General features: G+C 60.5%; 20 protein-coding genes. 10 read left to right on the top strand and 10 right to left on the bottom strand.

What is annotated here, in order from left to right:
- The first annotated feature begins 84 nt into the window (after positions 1–84).
- Positions 85–1977, top strand: coding sequence for a penicillin-binding protein 2 (gene mrdA, locus AC1Z1G_RS17845; RefSeq protein ID WP_483621396.1), 1893 nt, complete (start codon positions 85–87; stop codon positions 1975–1977).
- Positions 1978–2086: 109 nt separating this feature from the next.
- Here mrdA and AC1Z1G_RS17840 read toward each other — a convergent pair whose 3' ends face one another.
- Both AC1Z1G_RS17840 and AC1Z1G_RS17835 read right to left on the bottom strand, forming a co-directional pair.
- On the bottom strand, positions 2087–2485 hold the full coding sequence (locus tag AC1Z1G_RS17840; protein ID WP_483621394.1) for a lysozyme inhibitor LprI family protein: 399 nt from the start codon (positions 2483–2485) through the stop codon (positions 2087–2089).
- Between the two features lie 45 nt (positions 2486–2530).
- Positions 2531–3451: an ADP-ribosylglycohydrolase family protein gene (locus tag AC1Z1G_RS17835; RefSeq protein WP_483621393.1), complete on the bottom strand. Its 921-nt coding sequence runs from the start codon at positions 3449–3451 to the stop codon at positions 2531–2533.
- A 149-nt stretch (positions 3452–3600) separates the two neighbouring features.
- Here AC1Z1G_RS17835 and AC1Z1G_RS17830 point away from each other — a divergent pair, with 149 nt between their 5' ends.
- From AC1Z1G_RS17830 to acpP, 6 genes are all read left to right on the top strand, one after another.
- Positions 3601–4059, top strand: coding sequence for an SRPBCC family protein (locus AC1Z1G_RS17830; protein WP_483621392.1), 459 nt, complete (start codon positions 3601–3603; stop codon positions 4057–4059).
- On the top strand, positions 4046–4408 hold the full coding sequence (locus AC1Z1G_RS17825; RefSeq protein WP_483621391.1) for an ArsR/SmtB family transcription factor: 363 nt from the start codon (positions 4046–4048) through the stop codon (positions 4406–4408). The genes AC1Z1G_RS17830 and AC1Z1G_RS17825 overlap by 14 nt, the downstream gene beginning before the upstream one ends.
- Before the next feature lie 774 nt (positions 4409–5182).
- Positions 5183–5812 carry a LysE family translocator gene (locus AC1Z1G_RS17820; RefSeq protein WP_483621390.1) on the top strand — a complete coding sequence of 210 codons (630 nt, stop codon included), beginning with the start codon at positions 5183–5185 and terminating at the stop codon, positions 5810–5812.
- 481 nt (positions 5813–6293) lie between these two features.
- Positions 6294–7235 (top strand): dialkylrecorsinol condensing enzyme, encoded by a 942-nt coding sequence (locus AC1Z1G_RS17815; RefSeq protein ID WP_483627903.1) that lies wholly within the window; start codon positions 6294–6296, stop codon positions 7233–7235.
- A 6-nt stretch (positions 7236–7241) separates the two neighbouring features.
- Complete coding sequence (gene darB / locus AC1Z1G_RS17810) at positions 7242–8393, top strand: beta-ketoacyl synthase DarB (RefSeq protein WP_483621389.1); 1152 nt, start codon at positions 7242–7244, stop codon at positions 8391–8393.
- Between the two features lie 45 nt (positions 8394–8438).
- The gene (gene acpP / locus AC1Z1G_RS17805) at positions 8439–8690 is read left to right on the top strand and encodes an acyl carrier protein (protein ID WP_483621387.1); all 252 of its coding nucleotides are present in this window, start codon (positions 8439–8441) and stop codon (positions 8688–8690) included.
- Between the two features lie 87 nt (positions 8691–8777).
- On the opposite strand, the gene inhA is transcribed toward acpP, so the two are convergent.
- The gene (gene inhA, locus AC1Z1G_RS17800; RefSeq protein WP_483621385.1) at positions 8778–9464 is read right to left on the bottom strand and encodes an isonitrile hydratase; all 687 of its coding nucleotides are present in this window, start codon (positions 9462–9464) and stop codon (positions 8778–8780) included.
- A 109-nt stretch (positions 9465–9573) separates the two neighbouring features.
- Between inhA and AC1Z1G_RS17795 the strand changes: the two genes are divergently transcribed.
- Positions 9574–10545 (top strand): GlxA family transcriptional regulator, encoded by a 972-nt coding sequence (locus AC1Z1G_RS17795; protein WP_483621383.1) that lies wholly within the window; start codon positions 9574–9576, stop codon positions 10543–10545.
- Between the two features lie 5 nt (positions 10546–10550).
- Here AC1Z1G_RS17795 and AC1Z1G_RS17790 read toward each other — a convergent pair whose 3' ends face one another.
- The 7 genes from AC1Z1G_RS17790 to AC1Z1G_RS17760 form a co-directional block, all read right to left on the bottom strand.
- Positions 10551–12986 carry a PEP-utilizing enzyme gene (locus tag AC1Z1G_RS17790; protein WP_483621381.1) on the bottom strand — a complete coding sequence of 812 codons (2436 nt, stop codon included), beginning with the start codon at positions 12984–12986 and terminating at the stop codon, positions 10551–10553.
- Positions 12987–12995: 9 nt separating this feature from the next.
- Entirely contained in the window at positions 12996–14438 is a 1443-nt protein-coding gene (locus tag AC1Z1G_RS17785) for a TIGR01777 family oxidoreductase (protein WP_483621379.1), read from the bottom strand.
- Positions 14431–14901, bottom strand: coding sequence for a cell division protein (locus AC1Z1G_RS17780; RefSeq protein WP_483621377.1), 471 nt, complete (start codon positions 14899–14901; stop codon positions 14431–14433). The genes AC1Z1G_RS17785 and AC1Z1G_RS17780 overlap by 8 nt, the downstream gene beginning before the upstream one ends.
- Before the next feature lie 248 nt (positions 14902–15149).
- The gene (locus AC1Z1G_RS17775) at positions 15150–16085 is read right to left on the bottom strand and encodes an alpha/beta fold hydrolase (RefSeq protein WP_483621375.1); all 936 of its coding nucleotides are present in this window, start codon (positions 16083–16085) and stop codon (positions 15150–15152) included.
- Between the two features lie 9 nt (positions 16086–16094).
- Entirely contained in the window at positions 16095–16484 is a 390-nt protein-coding gene (locus AC1Z1G_RS17770) for a hypothetical protein (RefSeq protein WP_483621373.1), read from the bottom strand.
- Positions 16485–16636: 152 nt separating this feature from the next.
- A complete protein-coding gene (locus tag AC1Z1G_RS17765) occupies positions 16637–16930 on the bottom strand; it encodes a hypothetical protein (RefSeq protein WP_483621371.1) in 294 nt (97 codons plus the stop codon).
- 180 nt (positions 16931–17110) lie between these two features.
- A complete protein-coding gene (locus AC1Z1G_RS17760; protein WP_483621369.1) occupies positions 17111–17716 on the bottom strand; it encodes a TetR/AcrR family transcriptional regulator in 606 nt (201 codons plus the stop codon).
- 139 nt (positions 17717–17855) lie between these two features.
- On the opposite strand from AC1Z1G_RS17760, the gene AC1Z1G_RS17755 reads away from it, so the two are divergent.
- Positions 17856–19037, top strand: a complete 1182-nt coding sequence (locus AC1Z1G_RS17755; RefSeq protein ID WP_483621367.1) for an MFS transporter — start codon at positions 17856–17858, stop codon at positions 19035–19037.
- A gap of 58 nt (positions 19038–19095) precedes the next feature.
- Entirely contained in the window at positions 19096–19857 is a 762-nt protein-coding gene (locus AC1Z1G_RS17750; protein ID WP_483621365.1) for a thioesterase II family protein, read from the top strand.
- Positions 19858–19976: the final 119 nt, after the last annotated feature.

The raw sequence follows: 19976 nt of genomic DNA, 5'->3' as shown, positions 1-19976 counted from the left end.
TTTTGGTATGGTGCAGCTCGTTTTTAAGGGACTGATGTCAGCGCAAGGAGCGGCGTCCAACTTAGTCAAAGAGTTGCAGTAGAAATGCCTGAAGCGATCCCGATCAAAGACCACGAGAAAGAGTCCCGCCTGGTCAATAAGCGGCTGCTGGCCTGCGCGTTATTCGTTGTCGCCATTACCTGTGCATTGGTTGTGCGTATGTATGTCTTGCAAGTGCTCGAATACGACTACCACTCGACCATCTCCGAAAACAATCGCGTGCATGTCCTGCCCATCACACCGACTCGTGGCCTGATTTACGACCGCAATGGTGTAGTCCTGGCGGATAATCGACCGAGCTTCAACCTCACCATCACCCGTGAGCGTGCCAATGACGTGAAGGGCGAGCTGGACTCTCTGGTCAGCCTCCTGCACTTGCCGGCCGAGGACCGTACCCTGTTCGACAAGGCCATGAAGCAGGCGCGCCACCCGTTTGTGCCGGTCACATTGTTTTATGAGCTGACTGAAGAACAGATCGCCATTCTGGCTGTGAATGAGTTCCGCCTGCCGGGTATTGAAGTCGAGCCGCAGTTTGTCCGGCATTACCCATTAGCCGCGCACTTTGCTCATTCGATTGGCTATGTAGGGCGGATCAATGAAAAAGAATCCAAGACCCTGGATTCAGTGGAGTATCGCGGCACTCAATCAATCGGCAAGACCGGCATCGAGCGATTTTACGAATCCGAACTGCATGGCCATGTAGGTTATGAAGAAGTCGAAACCAACGCTCAGGGACGCGTGTTGCGAGTGCTCAAACACACTGATCCGATTCCCGGGAAGAACATCGTATTGAGCCTCGACGTCAAACTTCAGGCCGCAGCTGAAGAGGCATTGGGTGATCGACGAGGTTCCGTGGTTGCGCTGGACCCCTCGACCGGTGAAGTACTGGCGATGGTCAGCAAACCGAGCTTTGACCCTAATCTGTTCGTTACCGGTATCAGCTTCAAGGAGTACGCAGCGCTTCACGACTCCATCGACCGCCCCCTCTTCAATCGGGTGCTGCGCGGGTTGTATGCGCCGGGATCGACAATCAAGCCTGAAGTGGCCATTGCCGGGCTCGACACAGGGGTTGTTACGGCCTCGACCCGGGTCTTTGATCCAGGTTATTACCAGTTGCCGGATTTCGATCACAAGTACCGCAACTGGAATCACAGTGGCGACGGTTGGGTCGACATGGACGCCGCGATCATGCGTTCCAACGACACCTATTTCTACGACCTGGCGCACAAACTGGGCATTGATCGCCTGCACGATTACATGGCGATGTTCGGATTGGGTGAGAAAGTTTCGTTGGACATGTTCGAAGAGTCAGCCGGATTGATGCCATCCCAGGCCTGGAAGCGTGCGACCCGTCGTCAGCCGTGGTTCCCCGGCGAGACAGTGATTCTCGGCATCGGCCAGGGCTACATGCAAGTCACTCCGCTGCAACTGGCCCAAGCCACTGCATTGATCGCCAATAAAGGTGTGTGGAATCGACCGCACCTGGCCAAGACAGTCGGCGATGTTGCGCCAGTGGACCCCCATCCGATGCCCAATATACTGCTGAAAAACCCGAGAGATTGGGAGCAGGTCAATCATGGGATGCAAATGGTCATGCACGATCCGCGTGGCATTGCTCGCGCAGCCGCGGCCGGAGCGCAATACCGGATCGCCGGCAAGAGTGGCACCGCGCAGGTGGTGGCGATCAAGCAGGGCGAGCGTTATGACCGCTTGAAAACCCGTGAACGTAACCGCGATAACGCCTTGTTTGTGGGGTTCGCCCCGGCTGAACATCCGAAAATCGTCATCTCGGTCATGATCGAAAACGGCGAGGCGGGTGGTCGCGTCGCCGGGCCGGTGGTACGACAAATCATGGACGCCTGGCTACTGGATCAGGACGGTCACCTGAAACCGCAATATGCCAGCCCCGCCAAATTGCCAGGCGACCCCCACGTGTAAATAATTGATGATCCCTGCTGTGGAGCGCTGAGGATTTGATCGAACAGGGCCATCAGAATCCTCTGATCACCAGGCTATCCCGGCAGCGGGCATCCATCCGAACAAGTGCTTACCGAGGCACCGGGCAGCTCATGTCTCCTTCCTCACACTCAAGGTAGCGCTTGAATGTCTTGACCCGTTCGGTGGTCATGATACTCAGGCAGTTGGCGTAGATGGTCGGGTAGACGCTGCCTCCCGTCACAGTGGAGGCCGAAAAACCGCATTCTGCATCGCGGTAGGCAACCCAGGCGCGCTGGGCCCTCACCAGCAGCTTTTTAGTGTCAGCGTTGTCTTTCAGGCGCCCGTTGATTTGCTTGTACAGGGCGTTGAGTTCGGCGTCGGCGCTCTTGTACACCTTGCCGTAGCACTCGTTCATGGTGAGCTGGTCCCTGGCACTGCCGCAGTCTTCGGCTTGAGCCATGGAGAGGAACAGCAAGGGTGAAAGTGCCACTAGAACACGTTTGTACATGGGGACTCTCTTCTTGAAGAAACGGTGGGCCAGGAGGCAGGCAGTTTAGACTCTGCGGCGCGCAGTCGATGCGAGTAACAAGCCGTCGGCCATTGCCTCAATCTCATCGCCCATGTGCAGCCTGGCTCGCCAGCCCTCGGGAATGCCCTGAGCGCCGTAAAACGCCCCGGCCAATTGGCCGACAATCGCCGCCGTGGTGTCGGCATCGTCCCCCAGGTTCGCGGCTTGCAGAATGGCGTCTTCCAGGTTTTCGGTGTGTTCGAAGCACCAAAGGGCTGCCTCCAGCGAGGCGACACAATAACCGCTGCCTGTGATCTCGGCCCGGGATTTTTCCCGGTAGCTGCCACGGGCGATGGCCGCGACGTTGGGTTCGCTAAAGCGCGCGGTGTCCAGGTTGAACAGCTCGGATTTCGAGACGCCTTGCAGGGCATTACCGATCAATTCGGCGAACAACTGACAACACTCGACGGCTTCCGGGGCTGCGTGAGTGGTGCGTGAACTGGCGGCAGCAAACTCGCGGACTTGATCGCAGTCAGGGGAGTAAAACAGCACTACGGGCGCCAACCGCATCAGCGAGCCGTTGCCTGCCGAGTAAGGATCTGCCGAGCCGGCGAATGGATCACCGGTGAGCTGATAACGGCTCAAGGCATCACGTACGGTCATGCCAATGTCGAAGCAATCACCGGTCGAGCTCAGGTAACCCCACTGCCACCAATTAAGGTACCGCCCCATCTGGTCGATGGCATCGAAGCCGTTTTTTCTCAACAGGCTTTCTGCCAGGCACAATGCCATTGAGGTGTCATCGGTCCACTGGCCCGGTTTGAGGTTGAAGGGGCCGCCGCCCACCATGTCGGTGAGGGGACGGAAAGAGCCTCGGGGCTGGAACTCGACACTGGTGCCAACGGCATCGCCGCAGGCCAGCCCCAACAGGGCCCCGCGATAACGATCGCATAGCGTGAGTGGCATGAGTCGTCCTTGGTCTGGTTTTGATCGTCGACGACAGTAGCATTTTCCACTGTCATTGCAGGTCGACAGAGTCTATCAAAATGTATTAATGCAACGTTCAGGTTGCGGATTTCCCATTACCGACCTAGGGTCAATGCAGGAGGTGACTCATGAACCTGTCCGATCGCATTGAAAGAAAGATTCTGCTCAAGGCTCCACGCTCTCAGGTCTGGCGCGCACTGGCCAATGCCGAATCTTTCGGTCAGTGGTTTGGCGTTGCGCTGGAGGGCAAGCGGTTTGTCGCCGGAGAGCGCACCCAGGGGAACATTACCTACCCCGGTTACGAACATTTGTTCTGGGATGTTCAGGTCATGCGGGTCGAACCCGAGCGCGTGTTCGCCTTTCGCTGGCACCCATATGCCGTGGACCCCGAGGCCGACTATTCAACGGAACCCACTACGTTGGTGCTGTTCGAGCTCGAGGACATGGATGGCGGCACGTTGCTGCGGGTTGTGGAGTCGGGGTTCGATGGCATTCCCGCCGAGCGCCGTCTCAAGGCCTTTCGCATGAACAGCCGTGGCTGGGATGACCAAATGACCAACATCGAGACTTACCTTGCCGCTCCCTGACATCACGACGTTGAAACCCGCACCGCGCCATTCGGCGCTGGATCAGTCCGCTTTGACCTTCGCCGCACTGGGAGATGAAACCCGGTTACGGCTGGTGGCGGTGCTGTGCGGTGGAGGCGCGATGTCCATCGCGCAATTGACCCAAGGCACCGACATCACACGTCAGGCCGTGACCAAACACCTGCGGGTGCTGGCAGAGGCGGGCCTGGTACGCGATACGAAACTGGGGCGCGAGCGGTTATGGGTGTTTGAACCGGCGCAACTGAACGACGCACGCCATTCACTGGAGGTCATCAGCCAGCAGTGGGATCAGGCGTTGCAGAGTCTGAAGGCGTTCGTCGAATCATGAGCCAGCGCTTTGAACCTTATCTGGGCCAATGGCGTTTGCAGGTCGACGGCGAGTCGGTAATGCCGCCAGGTTTCTGGAAGACGCCGATATAGCATGCGTCGAAGGTCAGTTGAACGTCGCGAAACTTGCGGCTCAGGTGCTTGATGCCTGACGTCTCTAAGGGTTTACGGAAGTGCGGTTATGGCGAAAGGCTTACACGTGTTGGTAGCGTTGTCGTCTTTTTCACATGGGATCCAAAGCGTAATCTACACCCATCAACTGAAGCACAGGATGTGCTCAGGATCACGGATGATCGACCATAAGCAAGGAACGCTGCCGACATGGAGTCGTGATGGTCTTGGAAAAACCCGCTTCGGCGGGTTTTTTTTCGTCTGCACAACGCCCGTTTTTTCGACTGCGATGTCGGATCGTCAAAGGCTTACACGTGGTAGATGCTTTATCGTCTATTTACCCTTGGGCGATGGGTCTAATCTAGCTTCATCAACTGAAGCGCAGGACGCGCTCAGGATCATGGATGATCGACCATAGGCCAGGACGGCCGCTGACAGGATGTCATTATGGTCTTGGAAAAACCCGCTTCGGCGGGTTTTTTTATGGGCGATGGAAAACCCGGGTATCAGGCCTTGAGCACCTCGCGCAGGGGGGCTGGGTCGTGAGTTGCCTCAGCGAACTCAGCAGTGGTCATGGGTTGGGTGCTTTGTATCCAGATCAATTTTTTGTCTGTATCAGATCGGCGCCCTAATCTACGGCCTTTGATGACGGAGCGCCGTGGCCATGGTCGACCTTGCAAGCCTTTCGATGTTCATCGGTGCAGTGCTGCTCTTGCTTATGTCGCCGGGGCCGAACATGGCGTTTGTCATCAGTCATGGCGTGCGATACGGCTGGCGTGGCGGTGTTGCGTCGGGCGTGGGCATTGGGGTTGCCGACCTGGTGCTTACTCTTCTGACTGCTACGGGAGTCACAGCGATCATTGCCGGTTGGCCCCCGGCTTTTGACCTGATTCGTTATGCCGGCGTGCTTTATTTGCTTTGGTTGGCGCTCAAGGCCTTGCAGCGTCCTACGAGCGACACAGTGTCGCAGGCTCCCTTGGTGCCATTGAAGACGGTGCTGGTGCGGGCGCTGTTCAATAGCGTATTGAACCCCAAGGCTGTGCTGTTTTTCATGGTGTTCCTGCCGCAATTTGTCCGCCCGGAAGAGGGGGCGGTCGCCTTTCAGTTGATCAGCCTGGGCGTTGTTTTGACACTGGTGAGCGTTGTGTTCCATACGCTGCTAGGTATCTTCGGCGGCGCCCTGAGTCGCTGTTTCTCGGCCTCTTCGAGGTTTTCACGTGCACAGGCCTGGGTTTTGGCCGTCGTGCTGCTGGTGCTTGCCTTGCGTCTGGCCTTGATGGCGCGCCCGGTTTGATCCTGCTCATAGGCGCGGTAGACAGGCGCTGAAATCGTCGACGCTGAAACAGTCCCGCCATTGAGAAAAACTCGCGATAAGAGCACAAATTAATTGTGGTGACCAGTTTGGAGGACCTACCAATATTGGTAGGTTTACCGTAGGAAAAATCCGAGTAGAGTCTGGAACACAAGACGGGGATAACCCCGGGTGGAAGACCATTCCTTATTTTTCATGCCCGCAAAGGGACGTGATGATTTGAAATAAGGGGCGGGCGTTTTTCATTCTGCGTAGTTCAACTAAAAAATGTCGCAATTTAGCCTGGTGCTTTGCTGTGTGCGCGGTTTCTTTTGTTTTTTTAGCTTCAATTATTACGAAAAAGTTATGCCCGGTGGGCGTTTTTTGCTGTTTTATTTTCGTCGCTTGTTAGTTGGGCTGTCATTAAGTTGTCATGAACTGGCTGCCTTGTTATTCGCAGTTTAATAAAAGGGTCAACACGCTTATGAAGCGAGTCCTGGTCGTGCGCTATTCTCAAAGTGGGCAGTTGAGTTCAGTCATCGAAAGTTTGATTTCGCCTTTGCGTGAGGCGAATGAAGTGTTTATTCATGAAGTTGTCTTGAAGCCTGCGTCGGCCTATCCGTTCCCGTGGCCGGTCACTACGTTCTTCAACGTATTTCCTGAAACCGTGCAACTTTCACCGCCGGCGATCGAACCGTTGCAAGTGGACACGCAAGCACCCTTTGACCTGGTCATCCTGGCTTATCAGGTCTGGTATTTGTCGCCGTCGCCGTTGATCACCGCGTTCCTCAAGAGTGAAGAGGGTAAACGCTTGGTGGCCGGGCGTCCGGTAGTGACGGTGATTGCCTGCCGCAACATGTGGTTGATGGCCCAGGAGGCGGTCAAGCGGCTGCTGACCGAGGCCGGTGCCCAGTTGCGCGATAACGTGGTGTTTACCGACCGTGCCAACACCTTCGCCACCCTGATCACCACGCCGCGCTGGATGTTTACCGGGCGTCGCGAGTCGTTTTACGGATTGCCACGTGCCGGGATCAGCGACGCCGATATCAAGGGTGCCTCGCGCTTCGGTCGGGCGCTTCGCGAAGCACTGGCCAACGATCGGGAAAAAATCGATGCGCCGATGCTCAGCGGCCTGGGTGCTGCCGTGGTCAACCCAGGGTTGATTCTCAGCGAAAAAGCGGCCCACCGCGGATTCAGATTCTGGTCCGGTCTTATTGTCCGTTGCAGCAAGTATGGAAGCGCAGTAAGAGCGAGCTTGATGATGTTGTTCCTCGTGTACCTGATGTTGGTAATTACAACCGTTCTGCCGATTTCATTAGTGTTACGTCGTTTGCTTCATCCCTTCATCCGGGCGCGTATTGATGCGTTGCAGCATTACTACGAACAACCGTCCGGGTCGCAACTAAACCTTAAAGCCGAAGAGTGAAATGCTATGAGTGATTCGTTTGCCTATATTACGAAGACGTCCACTTTCATGCCGGGTGAGGCAGTGGACAACGATACGATGGAAAGCATTCTCGGTTATGTGGGCGGGCGTCCTTCACGGTCACGTCAGGTGGTCTTGCGCAATAACGGCATCAAACAGCGTTATTACGTACTCGACCGGGAAACCGGGATTCCAAAGTTCACCAACGCCGACATCACTGCCCTGGCAGTCAAAGGCCTGGTGGGCGATGGTTTTGCCCTGGATAACATTGAATGCCTGTCGACCGGTACCACCTTGCCTGACCAACTCATGCCTAACCACGGTGTGATGGTGCACGGTGTTTTGGGTAACAAACCCTGCGAAGTGGTGTCCACCGCCGGTATCTGCCTGGCCGGTTTGACCGCACTGAAATACGCGTACCTGTCGGTACTGTCGGGTGCCAGCAACAACGCGGTGGCCACGGCTTCCGAAGTGCTGTCGCCAGTGCTGCATGCTCGCAACTTCGACAGCGAAAACGAAGCCCTGGTCGCGCAGTTGGCCGCTCGCCCGGAAATCGCGTTCGAAAAAGACTTCCTGCGCTGGATGCTGTCCGACGGTGCCGGCGCGTTCCTGATCGAGAACAAGCCACGCAATACGGGCACTTCGCTGCGGATCGACTGGGTGGACATTTTCTCCTACGCCGACGTACTGCCAACCTGCATGTATGCCGGTGCAGAGAAGGGTGACAACGAGGAACTGACCAGCTGGAAACTGCTGAGCCCGGCACAGTGGGGCGAGCGTTCGATTTTCGCGATCAAGCAGGACGTGCGCCTGCTCAACGAGAACGTGGTCAACTACTCCCTCGGCAAACCGCTGCGTGAAGTCATGGTCAAGCGCAACCTGTCGCCAGAGCACATCGACTGGTTCCTGCCGCACATGTCCTCCGAGTACTTCCGCAAGCCGATTGCGCAGTGCCTGGCAGACAACGAGTTTGATATCCCTCAGGAACGCTGGTTCACCAACCTGTCGCAGCGCGGTAACACCGGCGCGGCATCGATCTACATCATGGTGCATGAGTTGATCGAATCCGGTCGTCTGAAACAGGGCCAGCGCATTCTGTGCTTCGTACCGGAAAGCGGTCGATTCTCCGGTGGCCTCATGCAACTGACTGTGATGTAAGCGCAACCGACCTCTTAAATTAGTGCAACACACCAAGGAATGGCTATGGACACTATCGAACAACGCGTCAAAAGAGTGGTAGCAAGGGAATTGGGCGTCGAGGAAGCCAAAGTGCTGAGCGTCCATTCGTTTGCCGAGGACCTGGAAGCCGATTCGCTGGCCAGGGTTGAACTGGTACTCGCACTCGAAAACGAGTTCGACATCACCATCCCGGACGATCAGGCCGATGGCTTGCAGACCGTCCAGCAAGCGATCGATTACGCTCGTGAGGCACTAGGCAGCGCGGTTACCGCCTAACGTCGCAACGTCGATGTGGCCGGGGCCTGGTTGGCTGGCCGGAGTAGTTACCCCCGGACCACATCTACGCGTGAACACACCAATGGCTTATGCCCGATCAAGTCGCGCCGCTGCGCGTTCGATGATCTCGGCACGCTGCTTCACCGATTGCACGGAACGCCGGTTGGCTTCCTCCAGTATTGCCCGTGGCGCAGTCTGCGGGGTGCCGGAGTCGAATGGTGGGGCCGGAGCATACTCAAGTTGTAGCTGAACCAACTGCGCCACATCATCGCCGAACAGTTCGGCGGCCAGGGTCAGCGCAAAATCGATCCCTGCCGTAATCCCGCCGCCGGTCAACAAATTGCCGTCGCGCACCACCCGATCCTGAACCGGGATCGCCCCCAATGGTTTCAACAAGTCGTGGTAGGCCCAGTGCGTCGTTGCACGTTTGCCCCGCAATAACCCCGCCGCGCCCAGCACCAACGCTCCCGTGCACACTGAGGTGACATACCGTGCACTGGCGGCTTTGTGCTGGATGAATTCCAGCGTTTGCGGGTCTTCGATCAATGGCCCGACGCCGCTGCCACCGGGGATACAGATCACGTCCAGGGCCGGGCAATCGGCGAACGTGGTGGTCGGCAGCAACACCAGGCCGGTGCTGGCGGTCACCGGGGACAGGTCTTTCCAGACCAGATGCACTTTCACGTCCGGCAGCGAGGCCAGCACGTCGTAAGGGCCGGTCAGGTCCAGTTGTTGAACCTGTGGAAACAACAGAAAACCGATGTGTACCGTCATGGCGTAATCCCTTGGGTCTGGTTGGGCGCACCCGACATGGGTGGACGGTTTGACTGTAGGCCCGTAGGATTTGGCGCATACGCCAATCACCCCACAAATTACGCCAATCATGCACACACCGCCGAAAACCATTCATGTGCTGGCCTTCGCCAACGTGCAAGTGCTCGATGTCACCGGGCCGTTGCAAGTGTTTGCCTCAGCCAATGACCTGGCGGCGAGCCAGGGCCTGCCGCTGCCGTATGCTGCCAGTGTGATCGCGGCACCGGGTGGGGCGGTGATGTCTTCGGCCGGGTTGGCGCTGGTGGCCGAGCCGTTGCCGACACAGCCCTGTGACACGCTGATTGTCGCGGGTGGCTGGGGTGTTTATGCGGCTGCCGAGGACCAGCCGCTGGTGAGCTGGGTGCGCGAACAGGCGGCGGTGTCACGGCGGGTGGCGTCGGTGTGTACCGGGGCATTTCTGCTCGCGGCCAGTGGTTGGCTCAATGGTCGGCGGGTGGTGACACATTGGACGCGCTGCGAGCAACTGGCGCGCCAACATCCGTTGCTCAAGGTCGAACCCAACCCGATTTTCATCAACGATGGCCCGGTCTGGACCTCGGCCGGGGTCACCGCTGGCATTGACCTGGCGTTGGCGTTGGTGGAAGAGGACCTGGGCCGCGCCATGGCCCTGGAAGTCGCCCGGCAACTGGTGGTGTTTCTCAAGCGGCCGGGCGGTCAGTCGCAGTTCAGCGTGACGTTGGCCCTGCAGAACGACGGCCAGCGTTTCGACGACTTGCATGCCTGGATCGCCGAAAACCTGTCGATGGACCTGGGCATTCCCACGCTGGCGCTTCAGGCGGGCATGAGCGAACGCAGTTTCGTGCGCCATTACCGCGCCGACACCGGTCAGACCCCGGCGCGAGCCATTGAGTTGATCCGCGTCGAGACGGCCCGGCGTTTGCTCAGTGATACCGGTGTGGCGATCAAGCGGATCGCCGTGCAGTGTGGTTTCGGCAGTGAAGAAACCTTGCGTCGCAGTTTCTTCAGGGTCATGGGTGTAACGCCCCAAGCGTACCGGGAGCGTTTTTCGGCCGAACGCTGAGGCGTTTACTGCACCCGCGTCAACTCGCCATCGCGGTACAGCACCTCGCAGCCCAGCCAGGTCGGGTCCACGTGGGGGAGCACCGCTGAAGGTTTACGCAACTCGCGTAACAAGGTCGAGCCGTGGGACAAGCGCCCCCCCATGCGCGCGATCACCGCTCGTGCCGCTTGATAGTGGGCGTGACGGCCAGGGTCGAGGGTGTCTTCGAGCAGAATGTCGTCGCCCAGAATGCCTTGCACCTGCCCCGGATAAATCATGAACCCGGTGGCGTGCTCGGTGCCTTCGCGGCCGTCCTGCCAGAAACTCCCGTCGCGGCTGCGCGCATGCGTGTGAGGTGCGAACCAGTAGGCGCGGTCGGCCAACGGCACCGCGTGGTGCAGGCGGAAAAACACCCGCATGAGGTTGTCGCGATACCATTCGCGCACTTGCAGGTAATGACCGCGCATGCCTGGCAACCCGAGCGAGTGGGCGAGGCTGATCGCGCCGGACCACTGTGCAAACGCCTGCAATGGCAACGCCGTCGGTGCCGGGCGCGGGGTGCCCGGATCGGTTTCCCACGGCAGGCGATGCGGGCAGTGTTCGAGGTTGTCGTAAGCGGTGGGCGGACGGCCCAGCAGTTCGCCGCCGCTGCTGGCCAGCGCCGTGGCGATGCACAGGTTGCCTTGCACCACGAACACGTAGAAACGCGTGAACCAGTCGGCGAGTTGCTGGCCACTGGCATTGGCCGCCGTCAGTTCGGCCAGTTCCTGATCGAAGCGCCGTAGCCCGTTTTCCAGTGTCAGCAGATGCTGGCGCGCCTTGCGCTGCATGCGCAGGAACAACGGCAGCGACCGCAACAGGCGCAGCCGCCGCCATGGCAGGTGCGGTGTGGCGCCGCCGACTTCGCCGGCATAACTGGCGGCCGAAACGCCCCAATCCGCCAGCCGTGCCAGGAACAGGTCATTGTTGATATAGGACGCGCCGCCGAACACGGCGGTGAACGGTTCGTTGTCCTGTAACACCCGCGAATCCCAACGGGCCATGATCGCCGGAATGCTCGCCGCTGCGCGCCGTTGGGCGTACTCCACCAAGCGGCTGGGTTGCGGCGGGAGGATCTCGGCGATGTTGGCGGCGGTCAGGTGCCGGCGCCAGCCGTAATCGCTGATCGGCCGGTATTGCAGCAACCACAACTGGCGGCCGTCCCAGGCCCATTCGACATCACCGGGCACGTAATGAAAGACCCGCAACACGCCCTGCAGGAACTGCCACAAACGGTCCGCTGTCAGGCCATGAGTGGCCTTGAATTCACCGCTGCGCCAGGCGTCACCCAGTCGCGACAGAATCGCCCGCTCAGGCGTGACGTGACCGTCGGCCAGAGATTCGAGATGACCTTCGACCCACTCCAGCTCCACCGACAGATGCCGCACAAACGCGATCCCGGACAGCAATGGCGTGATGAAGCGTTGCACCACCACTTCCTCGACACCGTCCGCGCTCAGTTGCGCGATGCGTGTGGGCACGTTGTCGGTCGGTTCACGCAGGAACGTGGTGCTCAACCCGGCATTCGCCGCGTCGGCCTGATCCTCGCCATAGCTGGACGAACGCACCGCCCAGCTCGCGCCGGGTTGGCTGGCCAGAAACGCCGGCAACCGCGAATCGTCACAGGCGTTCAGCGACAGGGCGGGCGGCACCGCTTGCCCGGCCAGCGTCGCCAACCGCAACCGACCGCCCTTGGTGTGGGCGACGAAACCGCGCTCGCCGGACTCCAGCCACGCGGCGAACTCGGCCGGTGCATCGATCCACGGGTAATGGCCCCAACCGGGTTTCAGGCTGATGGTCAGGTCTGCCCGGGCGAGGATGGCCGACCACGCGGCTGCTTGCGCGATGCCCAGCACCTTGTCCTGATCGCCCCAGACCAGCTCGACCGAATCACTGACCCATTCCAGCAGGGGCAACGCGGTGTCGGCCCGAAGTTGCTCCCAGTACGGCACGAAGGCCCGGCAGCGTGCGTAACCGGCGCCCATGCGCTGATACTGCGCGGGCGTCCAGGGCCGGACGGAAAACTTGTGCGCAAACAGCGTCGGTGTGTTCGCCAGCAACCAGTGAATGGTTTTACGGATCGGCAACGGTGACATCAGTGCCGGCAACCGCCGTTGCCACAAAAATGCCCCCACTGGCGCCAGCAAGACGCTGCGGGAAAAGTGCCCCGGTTTACGTTGCAAGGCATGCAGCACCAACAGCGCGTTGACCCCGACCGCCATGATCGCGCTGCCTGCTACCGTTGCGGCCAGCAATGCCTGGGCGTAGGCGCTCAGGTCTGCGCACGGCGCCTGCGGGTTGTCGCCAAAGCCCGGCAACTCCAGCGGCATCACCTGGTAGCGCTGAAAATGCGGCACGGCGTCGTCCCACCAATCGGCGGCGCTGCCGTTGCCGGCCAACAGGTACAACAGGGGCTTGCTCATCGGTCGTCCTCAGGCCAGGTCGCGCAGGGCGGCGTCGAGCGTCGGGTAGCGGAAGGTGTAGCCAGCCTCGTTCAAGCGCTTTGGCACGACACGCTGACCGTCGAAAAACAGCTGCGCCATTTCACCTGCCAAGGCCCGCACGGGGGCGGCTGGAATGTGCAGCCACACCGGATGCTTGAGCGCCTTGCCGACACTGTCGGCGAACACCGCCTGACTGACCGCGTCCGGGGCCACCACGTTGTACGTACCGCTCAGGCTGCTGTCGTTGAAGGCGCGGGCGATGACCTGAATCACGTCGTCGCGATGGACCCAACTCATGATCTGCTGACCATCGCCCATGCGTCCGCCGAACCCCAGGCGGAATGGAATCAGCAGCGGCAACAACGCGCCGCCGGGGCCGAATACCACGCCCAGGCGCATCACCACCTGACGCACGCCAAGGGCCACGGCCGGTTGCGCGGCGGCTTCCCAGCGCGAGCACAGTTCAGCCATGAAACCGTCGCCCATCGAGGCGTTTTCATCCAGGGTTTGCGAGGCGTCGCGCACGCCGTAGAAACCAATGGCCGAGGCCTGAATCCACAATTCGGGGGTGTGCCTGGCGTTCTTCAGCCAGGCAATCAACGCCTCGGTGGTGTTGACGCGGCTGGCCAGCAACTGCGCCTGGCGCCTGGCGCTCCAGCGTGGTCCGGCGACTGGGGCGCCTGCCAGGTTGATGATCACGTCGAAGGTTTCACGGTGGCCCAGTTTGCTCAGCGAACGCAGGCAACGGGCGCGACCGTCGAACAGGTACGCGGCTTTCAGCGGGTCGCGCGCCAAGACACTAACCGTGTGGCCAGCGTCGAGCAGTTGATTGACCAGGGTTTCACCGATGAACCCGGTGCCGCCCGTCACCAGCACGCGTTTGTAAGCGCCACCGCCGAACGGGTTGGCCGGTTTGCCTTCGCGCTGCATGCGTAGGGCTGCGAGACCGTCGCGAATGCCCGAGGCGGTCACGCCCACCGCGAACAGCGTGAGCAACCAGCCGCGCCAGCCGAAATCGATGGCCACCAACCCCGTGGGCAGGTCCGACCACTGCGCCAGTTGTACGCCGTACAGGGCAAAGAATGCACCGCCGTTGACCGCCAGCACCGTGTGCATGATGCGCTCGATGGCCGGCAGTTTGCGGGTGCGATCCTCGACCACGAAGTCCCACAGCGTCAGGCAGATTTCGAGGGCAAACAGCGCTGCGATGACAATCGCCCAGGTGCCGTGAAAGGCCAGGTGGGCCATGCCCATGAACAGGATGCCGTAGAAGCACGAGCGCATCGCGTGGATCGACAACTCCAGCCGCGCACCATGGCGATAGGGCAGGGCGACGGTCAGTTCGTGGTGATAAATCGTGTCCAGTGCACCGAGTATCGCCTGGGCGATCAACAGGGCGACCGCCCAGTCCAGAAGGGAAAAATCAGGCATGGTCAGACTCATTCAATGAATTACGACGGTCATGGCGGTACAGCCAGAACAGCGGCGGCAACAGGGTCAGCAGCGCGACGCTGTCGAACCACAGGTGGGACCAGACCTGGGCCCGGATAGAAAGCAGCATGTCCTGCGGCGCCCACACGATGATCCCGGCCATCAGCCAACCCCAGGCCATGGGAGTTTTCAGCCGATTACCGATATGCACCAGCGCCAGCATGTACAGCGAATAACTTTGCAGCGTGGCGCCGAACAGCGCGAGCCACCAGACTTGCTGCGAGCGGGCGGCGGTGGGTACGGCATCGACCCAGAATGCGTGTTCGACAGTGTTCAGATAACCGTCGAGCACACCCGAGTGGCCGGCCCAGGTCAGCACCAGGCTGACGAGCAAATGCACGAGGGCGGCGGCGTACAGCCAGCGCACCAGCGTGCGTCGAAGGGGAGAAGAGCGGGGCAACATTCCGTGTCCTGATGGCGTCCTTGGCGGGCCGCCAGTGTAACGATTTTTGCCCGGCCAGGGGCTAATGCCGGTCAGTTAAGGTGTGTAACCTGTGGGAGCGGGCTTGCTCGCGAAAGCGGTGTGTCAGCAAACAGTGATGTTGAATGTGCCGACGCCTTCGTCGGATCGCCATCCGGAGCAGGCCCGCACACACAGGGAGTTCACTTAACTGGCAGGCATTAGGCCAAGGGCCGATCATTCACCGGCCTTCAGTGGCCTTCAAGTAATTCCAGCAGCGCATTGAGCGTGGCCTGCGGCGCTTCCTGAGGAATGTTGTGGCCGACGCCTGGCAGAATCCGCCGCTGGTAAGGGCCGGTGAACAGCCCCAGGTCCTCATCAACGTCCGTTGCCGGCCCCACGCCGTCATCCGCTGCGCATAATGAAATACTCGGCACGCTGATCACCGGTTGCCGGGCCAGTGCCTGTTCAATCCCCTCCAGCGCCGGGTCGCCCGGCGCGTACATGAACCGGTGCCGATAGGAGTGAATCACCACCTCGACAAAGTCCGGGTTGTCAAAGGCCGGCGCGCTCAGCGGATACAAGTCTGGCCCTTGGGCCCAGGTCGGCGACCACAGTTGCCAGAGTAACGCGCACAGCTCCCGGCGATGGGCCGTCAAACCGTCGACGCCGCGCTGAGTGTGAAAATAATACTGATACCAGAGCCGATGCTCGGTGAGCGGCGCCAGCGGTTGCGTGGAGGCGGCGATGTTCTGAATGTTGTAGCCGTCGCCGGTCACCAGGCAACGAACGCGCTCGGGCCACAGCGCCGCGACGATACACGCGGCCCGGCCACCCCAGTCGTAACCGCAGAGGGCAGCGCGGTCGATGGCCAACCCGTCCATCAATTCCAGCAGGTCCTGGGCCAGGGCCGCTTGTTGACCGGAACGCAGCGTGTGAGGGCTGTTGAAGCGGGTAGGCCCGTAGCCGCGCAGGTATGGCACGATCACCCGATAGCCACGCTCGGCCAAACCCGGCGCGATGTCATCATAGGCGCGCGGGTCGTAGGGGAAGCCGTGAAGCAGAATCACCGGCTCGCCCGAAGACGGGCCGTGCGTTTCGTACGCGATGCTCAGGCTGGGCGTTTCAACGTGGTGGATCAGCACGGAAACGATGGGCGCGCGTGAGGGTGCAAGTCGACCTGGCATGCTTCGCTCCTAGGCTTGCACTTCAGCGGGCTGATTGAAGTACTTCGAGCGATCCGGCGTAAACGTCACCTGCATCTGCGTCCGGGAGCAGGTCAGCGCCTGTTCCTGAGTCAGGTCGATGTCCAGGTCTTCGCCGCGCAGGCCTTGCCATTGCGCGAGGTATTTGAGGGAGCCGTATTTGTCGCGTTTCTTCAGGCTGCGACTGACGCCGCCCTTCCAGCCCAGCACCGGCAGTTCACCGGCCAGGCAGCGTTGCGCCAGTTCAGGGAAGCGGGCGGCGCGTTCACGGCCGATTTCCCAGCATTTGATCAGGCCTTTGTCGGCGGCTTCCCAGACCTGGTCCCGGCTCAGGCCTGAGCGGGGAGGGGCATCAATGCTGCACTGCACACGGTGGGTCATTCTGGCTCCTTGAATTCGGGTTTTTATTGAACAGCTCCGCTGTACCCGTTGACGGTTGAATCATGGGAGGAGGCAGGATAGCTGACAACAGCGAAAATGTTGGCGCCGTGTCGGATTAACCGACGCGTGACGAAACACGCGTCGTGCCAGGGTCACACGGCTTCGCTGTAGCAGGCGATGTGCGTGCGGTTGCAGTTGGTGCCATGGCCCCAGCAGCATTCATAGGCGCGGGCGCGATCCTGGCCGTCGGAGCGGAAAATAATCACGCGCTCACCCTTGTGCACGCCCCGGGTCGTCAACGCGGCGCGGGCGGTGAACGGCGTGCCGTCACCCGTGGTGGAGTAAGCGGTGGTCGGGTTGGCGTAAATGTGGGTGAAGGCCGCGTCGAATGTCATTCGGTTGTGTGCGGTGTTGGCGTGGGGGCCGATGTTGGGTTTGGTGGTCATGGCGTGGCTCGCTTTGTGTAGGCACAGGGCCGGGGCTGTGTTGAACGGTTCAGGATGATATCAAGGTGATGGCGGTTTTCAGTGAATGTTTATCGGTGTCGGATGGGTTCCTACGGATTCCTTGAGGAATGAGGATATTTCCGACCGGGTTTTCAGATTGTGGTTGGGAAGTGGGCGCGACTAACTACCCCTGACATCTGTCACCACGCGCAACCCCCGCAACAACAACTCCAGCCCTTGCAGCGCCTCGCGCAGCCGTTCGCCAGGGGCTTCGTCGCGGGCGATCCACAGAGCCGCGTCCACCAGGCTGCCGTTGATCAGGCGTGCCAGCGCTTGCGGTGGGGCGTGGGTGACGAGGTTTTGCTGCATCAGGTGTTCGAGCAAACGGCTTAGGGTGTGGATGCAGTCGTGTTGCAAGGTCAGGGTCAGGTCGCCGAGGACGGCCGGGGCGTCGAGCAGCATGATGCGCTGGATTTCCGCTTCCTGGGCCATTTCCAGGTAGGCGGTGCAGCGCTGGCAGAAACCGCTCCAGGGGTCGCGTGCGTTGGCGGAAATTGCGTCGAGCCGGGCGTCCATTTCGGCGTCGATCTGCGCGACGACGGCGGCGAGCAGGCCTTTTTTGTCACCAAAGTGGTGGTACAACGCGCCACGGGTCAGGCCGACCTGTGCGGTGAAATCGTCCATCGAGGTGTTGCCGTAGCCTTGAGTCCCAAAGGCCTGACGTGCACTGGTGATCAGTTTGGCGCGGGTTTCTTCGATCATTTCGGCGCGTGGACGCTGGCTCATGGTTCTCCCTCGGTGAGTAGTTTTTGGATTTGACATACGGCGCGTATGTTCTCATGCTTTCTCACATACGCATCGTATGTATTTTTACCGCAACGCCTGAATGTGGCAAGTTGCAGGGACTTTCAGAGGTCGGGACGACATGGCAAACCCTTATCACGAACTGTTCAACGCCCCAGGCAGCCGGGCGTTTGTGCTGGCAGGAATGATTGCGCGCATGCCGATCTCCATGACTGGCATCGGGCTGATCACCATGCTCTCGCAATTACATGGCGGGTATGGTCTCGCCGGGGCAGTGGCGGCGACGTTTGCCCTGGCCACGGCGTTTTGCGCGCCGCAGGTGTCGCGCATGGTCGATCGCTTTGGCCAGGGCCGGGTGCTGCCGGTTTCGGCGCTGGTGGGGGGCGGGGCGCTGTTGATGCTGTTGCTGTGCACCCGTTTGCAGGCACCCGACTGGACGCTGTTTGTGTTTGCCGCGCTGGCCGGGTGCATGCCGAGCATGTCGGCAATGGTGCGGGCACGCTGGACCGAGTTGTATCGCGGCCAGCCGCAGTTGCAAACCGCTTATGCGCTGGAGTCGGTGCTCGACGAAGTGTGTTTCATCGTCGGGCCGCCGTTGTCCGTTGGCTTGTGCGTGGTGGCGTTTCCCGAGGCTGGACCGTTGGCGGCGTTGTTGATGCTGGCGGTCGGCGTCACGGCATTTGTCTGGCAGAAGGGCACCGAGCCGCCGGTTCATCCTCACGAGGAAGAAGCCTACGGTTCGATCATCCGTTCCGGGGAGATCCGCCTGTTGATGCTGCTGATGCTCGCCATGGGGGTGATTGTCGGCGTGGTCGATGTGGTCAGCGTCGCGTTCGCCCAGCAACAGGGGCAACCGGCGGCCGCGAGCATCGTGTTGTCGGTGTATGCCATCGGTTCGTGCCTGGCCGGGCTGGCGTTCGGTGCGTTGAAGCTTCAGGTGCCGCTGCCACGGTTGTTCTTGTATGGCGGCGTGGCAACAGCGGTGACGACCCTGCCGCTGCTGTTGGCGGGGAACATCCTCGGGCTGTCGCTGGCGGTGTTTGTGGCGGGGCTGTTTTTTGCGCCGACACTGATTGTCGCCATGGCGCTGGTGGAGCGCATCGTGCCACCGGCCAAGCTCACCGAAGGCCTGACCTGGCTGGTCACCGGCCTGAGTGTCGGGGTGGCGATTGGCGCGGCCAGTTCCGGTTGGGTGGTGGATGCCTTTGGGGCGCGCAGCGGGTTCTGGATCGCCATTGCGGCGGGTGCGGTGGTGCTGGGGGCGGCGGTGCAAAGTTATCGGCGTTTGGACGGTTTGCGCTAATTTCCTCAGGCCTTCATGCGTTCTCTGGTGAATGGATAACGAATTGAGGGTAAGCGCGGTGACCAAGCTGACACTGCTGTGCCTGCCGTACTCCGGGGCGAGCGCGATGGTTTATAGCCGCTGGCGGCGCAAGCTGCCGGACTGGCTGCAATTGCAACCGGTGGAATTACCGGGGCGCGGTGCGCGTTTTGGCGAGGCCTTGCACACCGACATGCGTGAGCTGGCCCAACAGTTGGCCCGCGAATGCAAGCTGACGTTAAGCACGCCGTATGCGCTGTTCGGCCATAGCCTGGGGGCGTTGCTGGCCTGTGAGCTGGCCCACGCCTTGCGGGCGCTCGGTTGCCCGGAGCCGGTGGCGTTGTTCGCCTCGGGAACGGCGGCGCCGAGCATGCGCGCCGACTATGACCGTGGTTTCGCCGAACCCAAGAACGACGCGCAGTTGATCGAGCAATTGCGCAGTTTGAACGGCACCCGCGAAGAGGTACTGGCCAACAAAGAGTTGATGAGCCTGACCTTGCCGATCCTGCGGGCCGACTTCCTGCTGTGCGGCGGCTTCCGTCCGCTGATCCGCCCCTTGCTCAACTGCCCGGTGCATGTGCTCGGCGGAACGAACGACAAAGCGACCACTGCTCAGTTGATCGGCTGGAGCAAGGAAACCCACGGCAGCTTTTCGGTGGACATGCTGGCCGGTGGGCACTTTTTCATCCATGAGCATGAAGCCAAGGTAATCCGCATGATCAAGGATCATCTGGACGTTCATCATCGGCGCCACGCACGTGCGCATTCGCTCGACAACGCGACGCTCGCTTCCTCGTTCTGACCTTTCTTTGATGGCTGCACAAGGCCCTGTCACCCACGGTGACGGGGCGTCTTTTTGTGCGCGTTCGGCCAGGCCCGGCGGGCCTGTCTGATTGTTGCCCGGTGTCGCTAATTTTTCCC

It is taken from the genome of Pseudomonas sp. JL27(2026) (genome assembly GCF_056933555.1).
The sequence above is the reverse complement of the archived record's forward strand: the minus strand, read 5'-3'. Positions and strand labels throughout refer to the sequence as shown.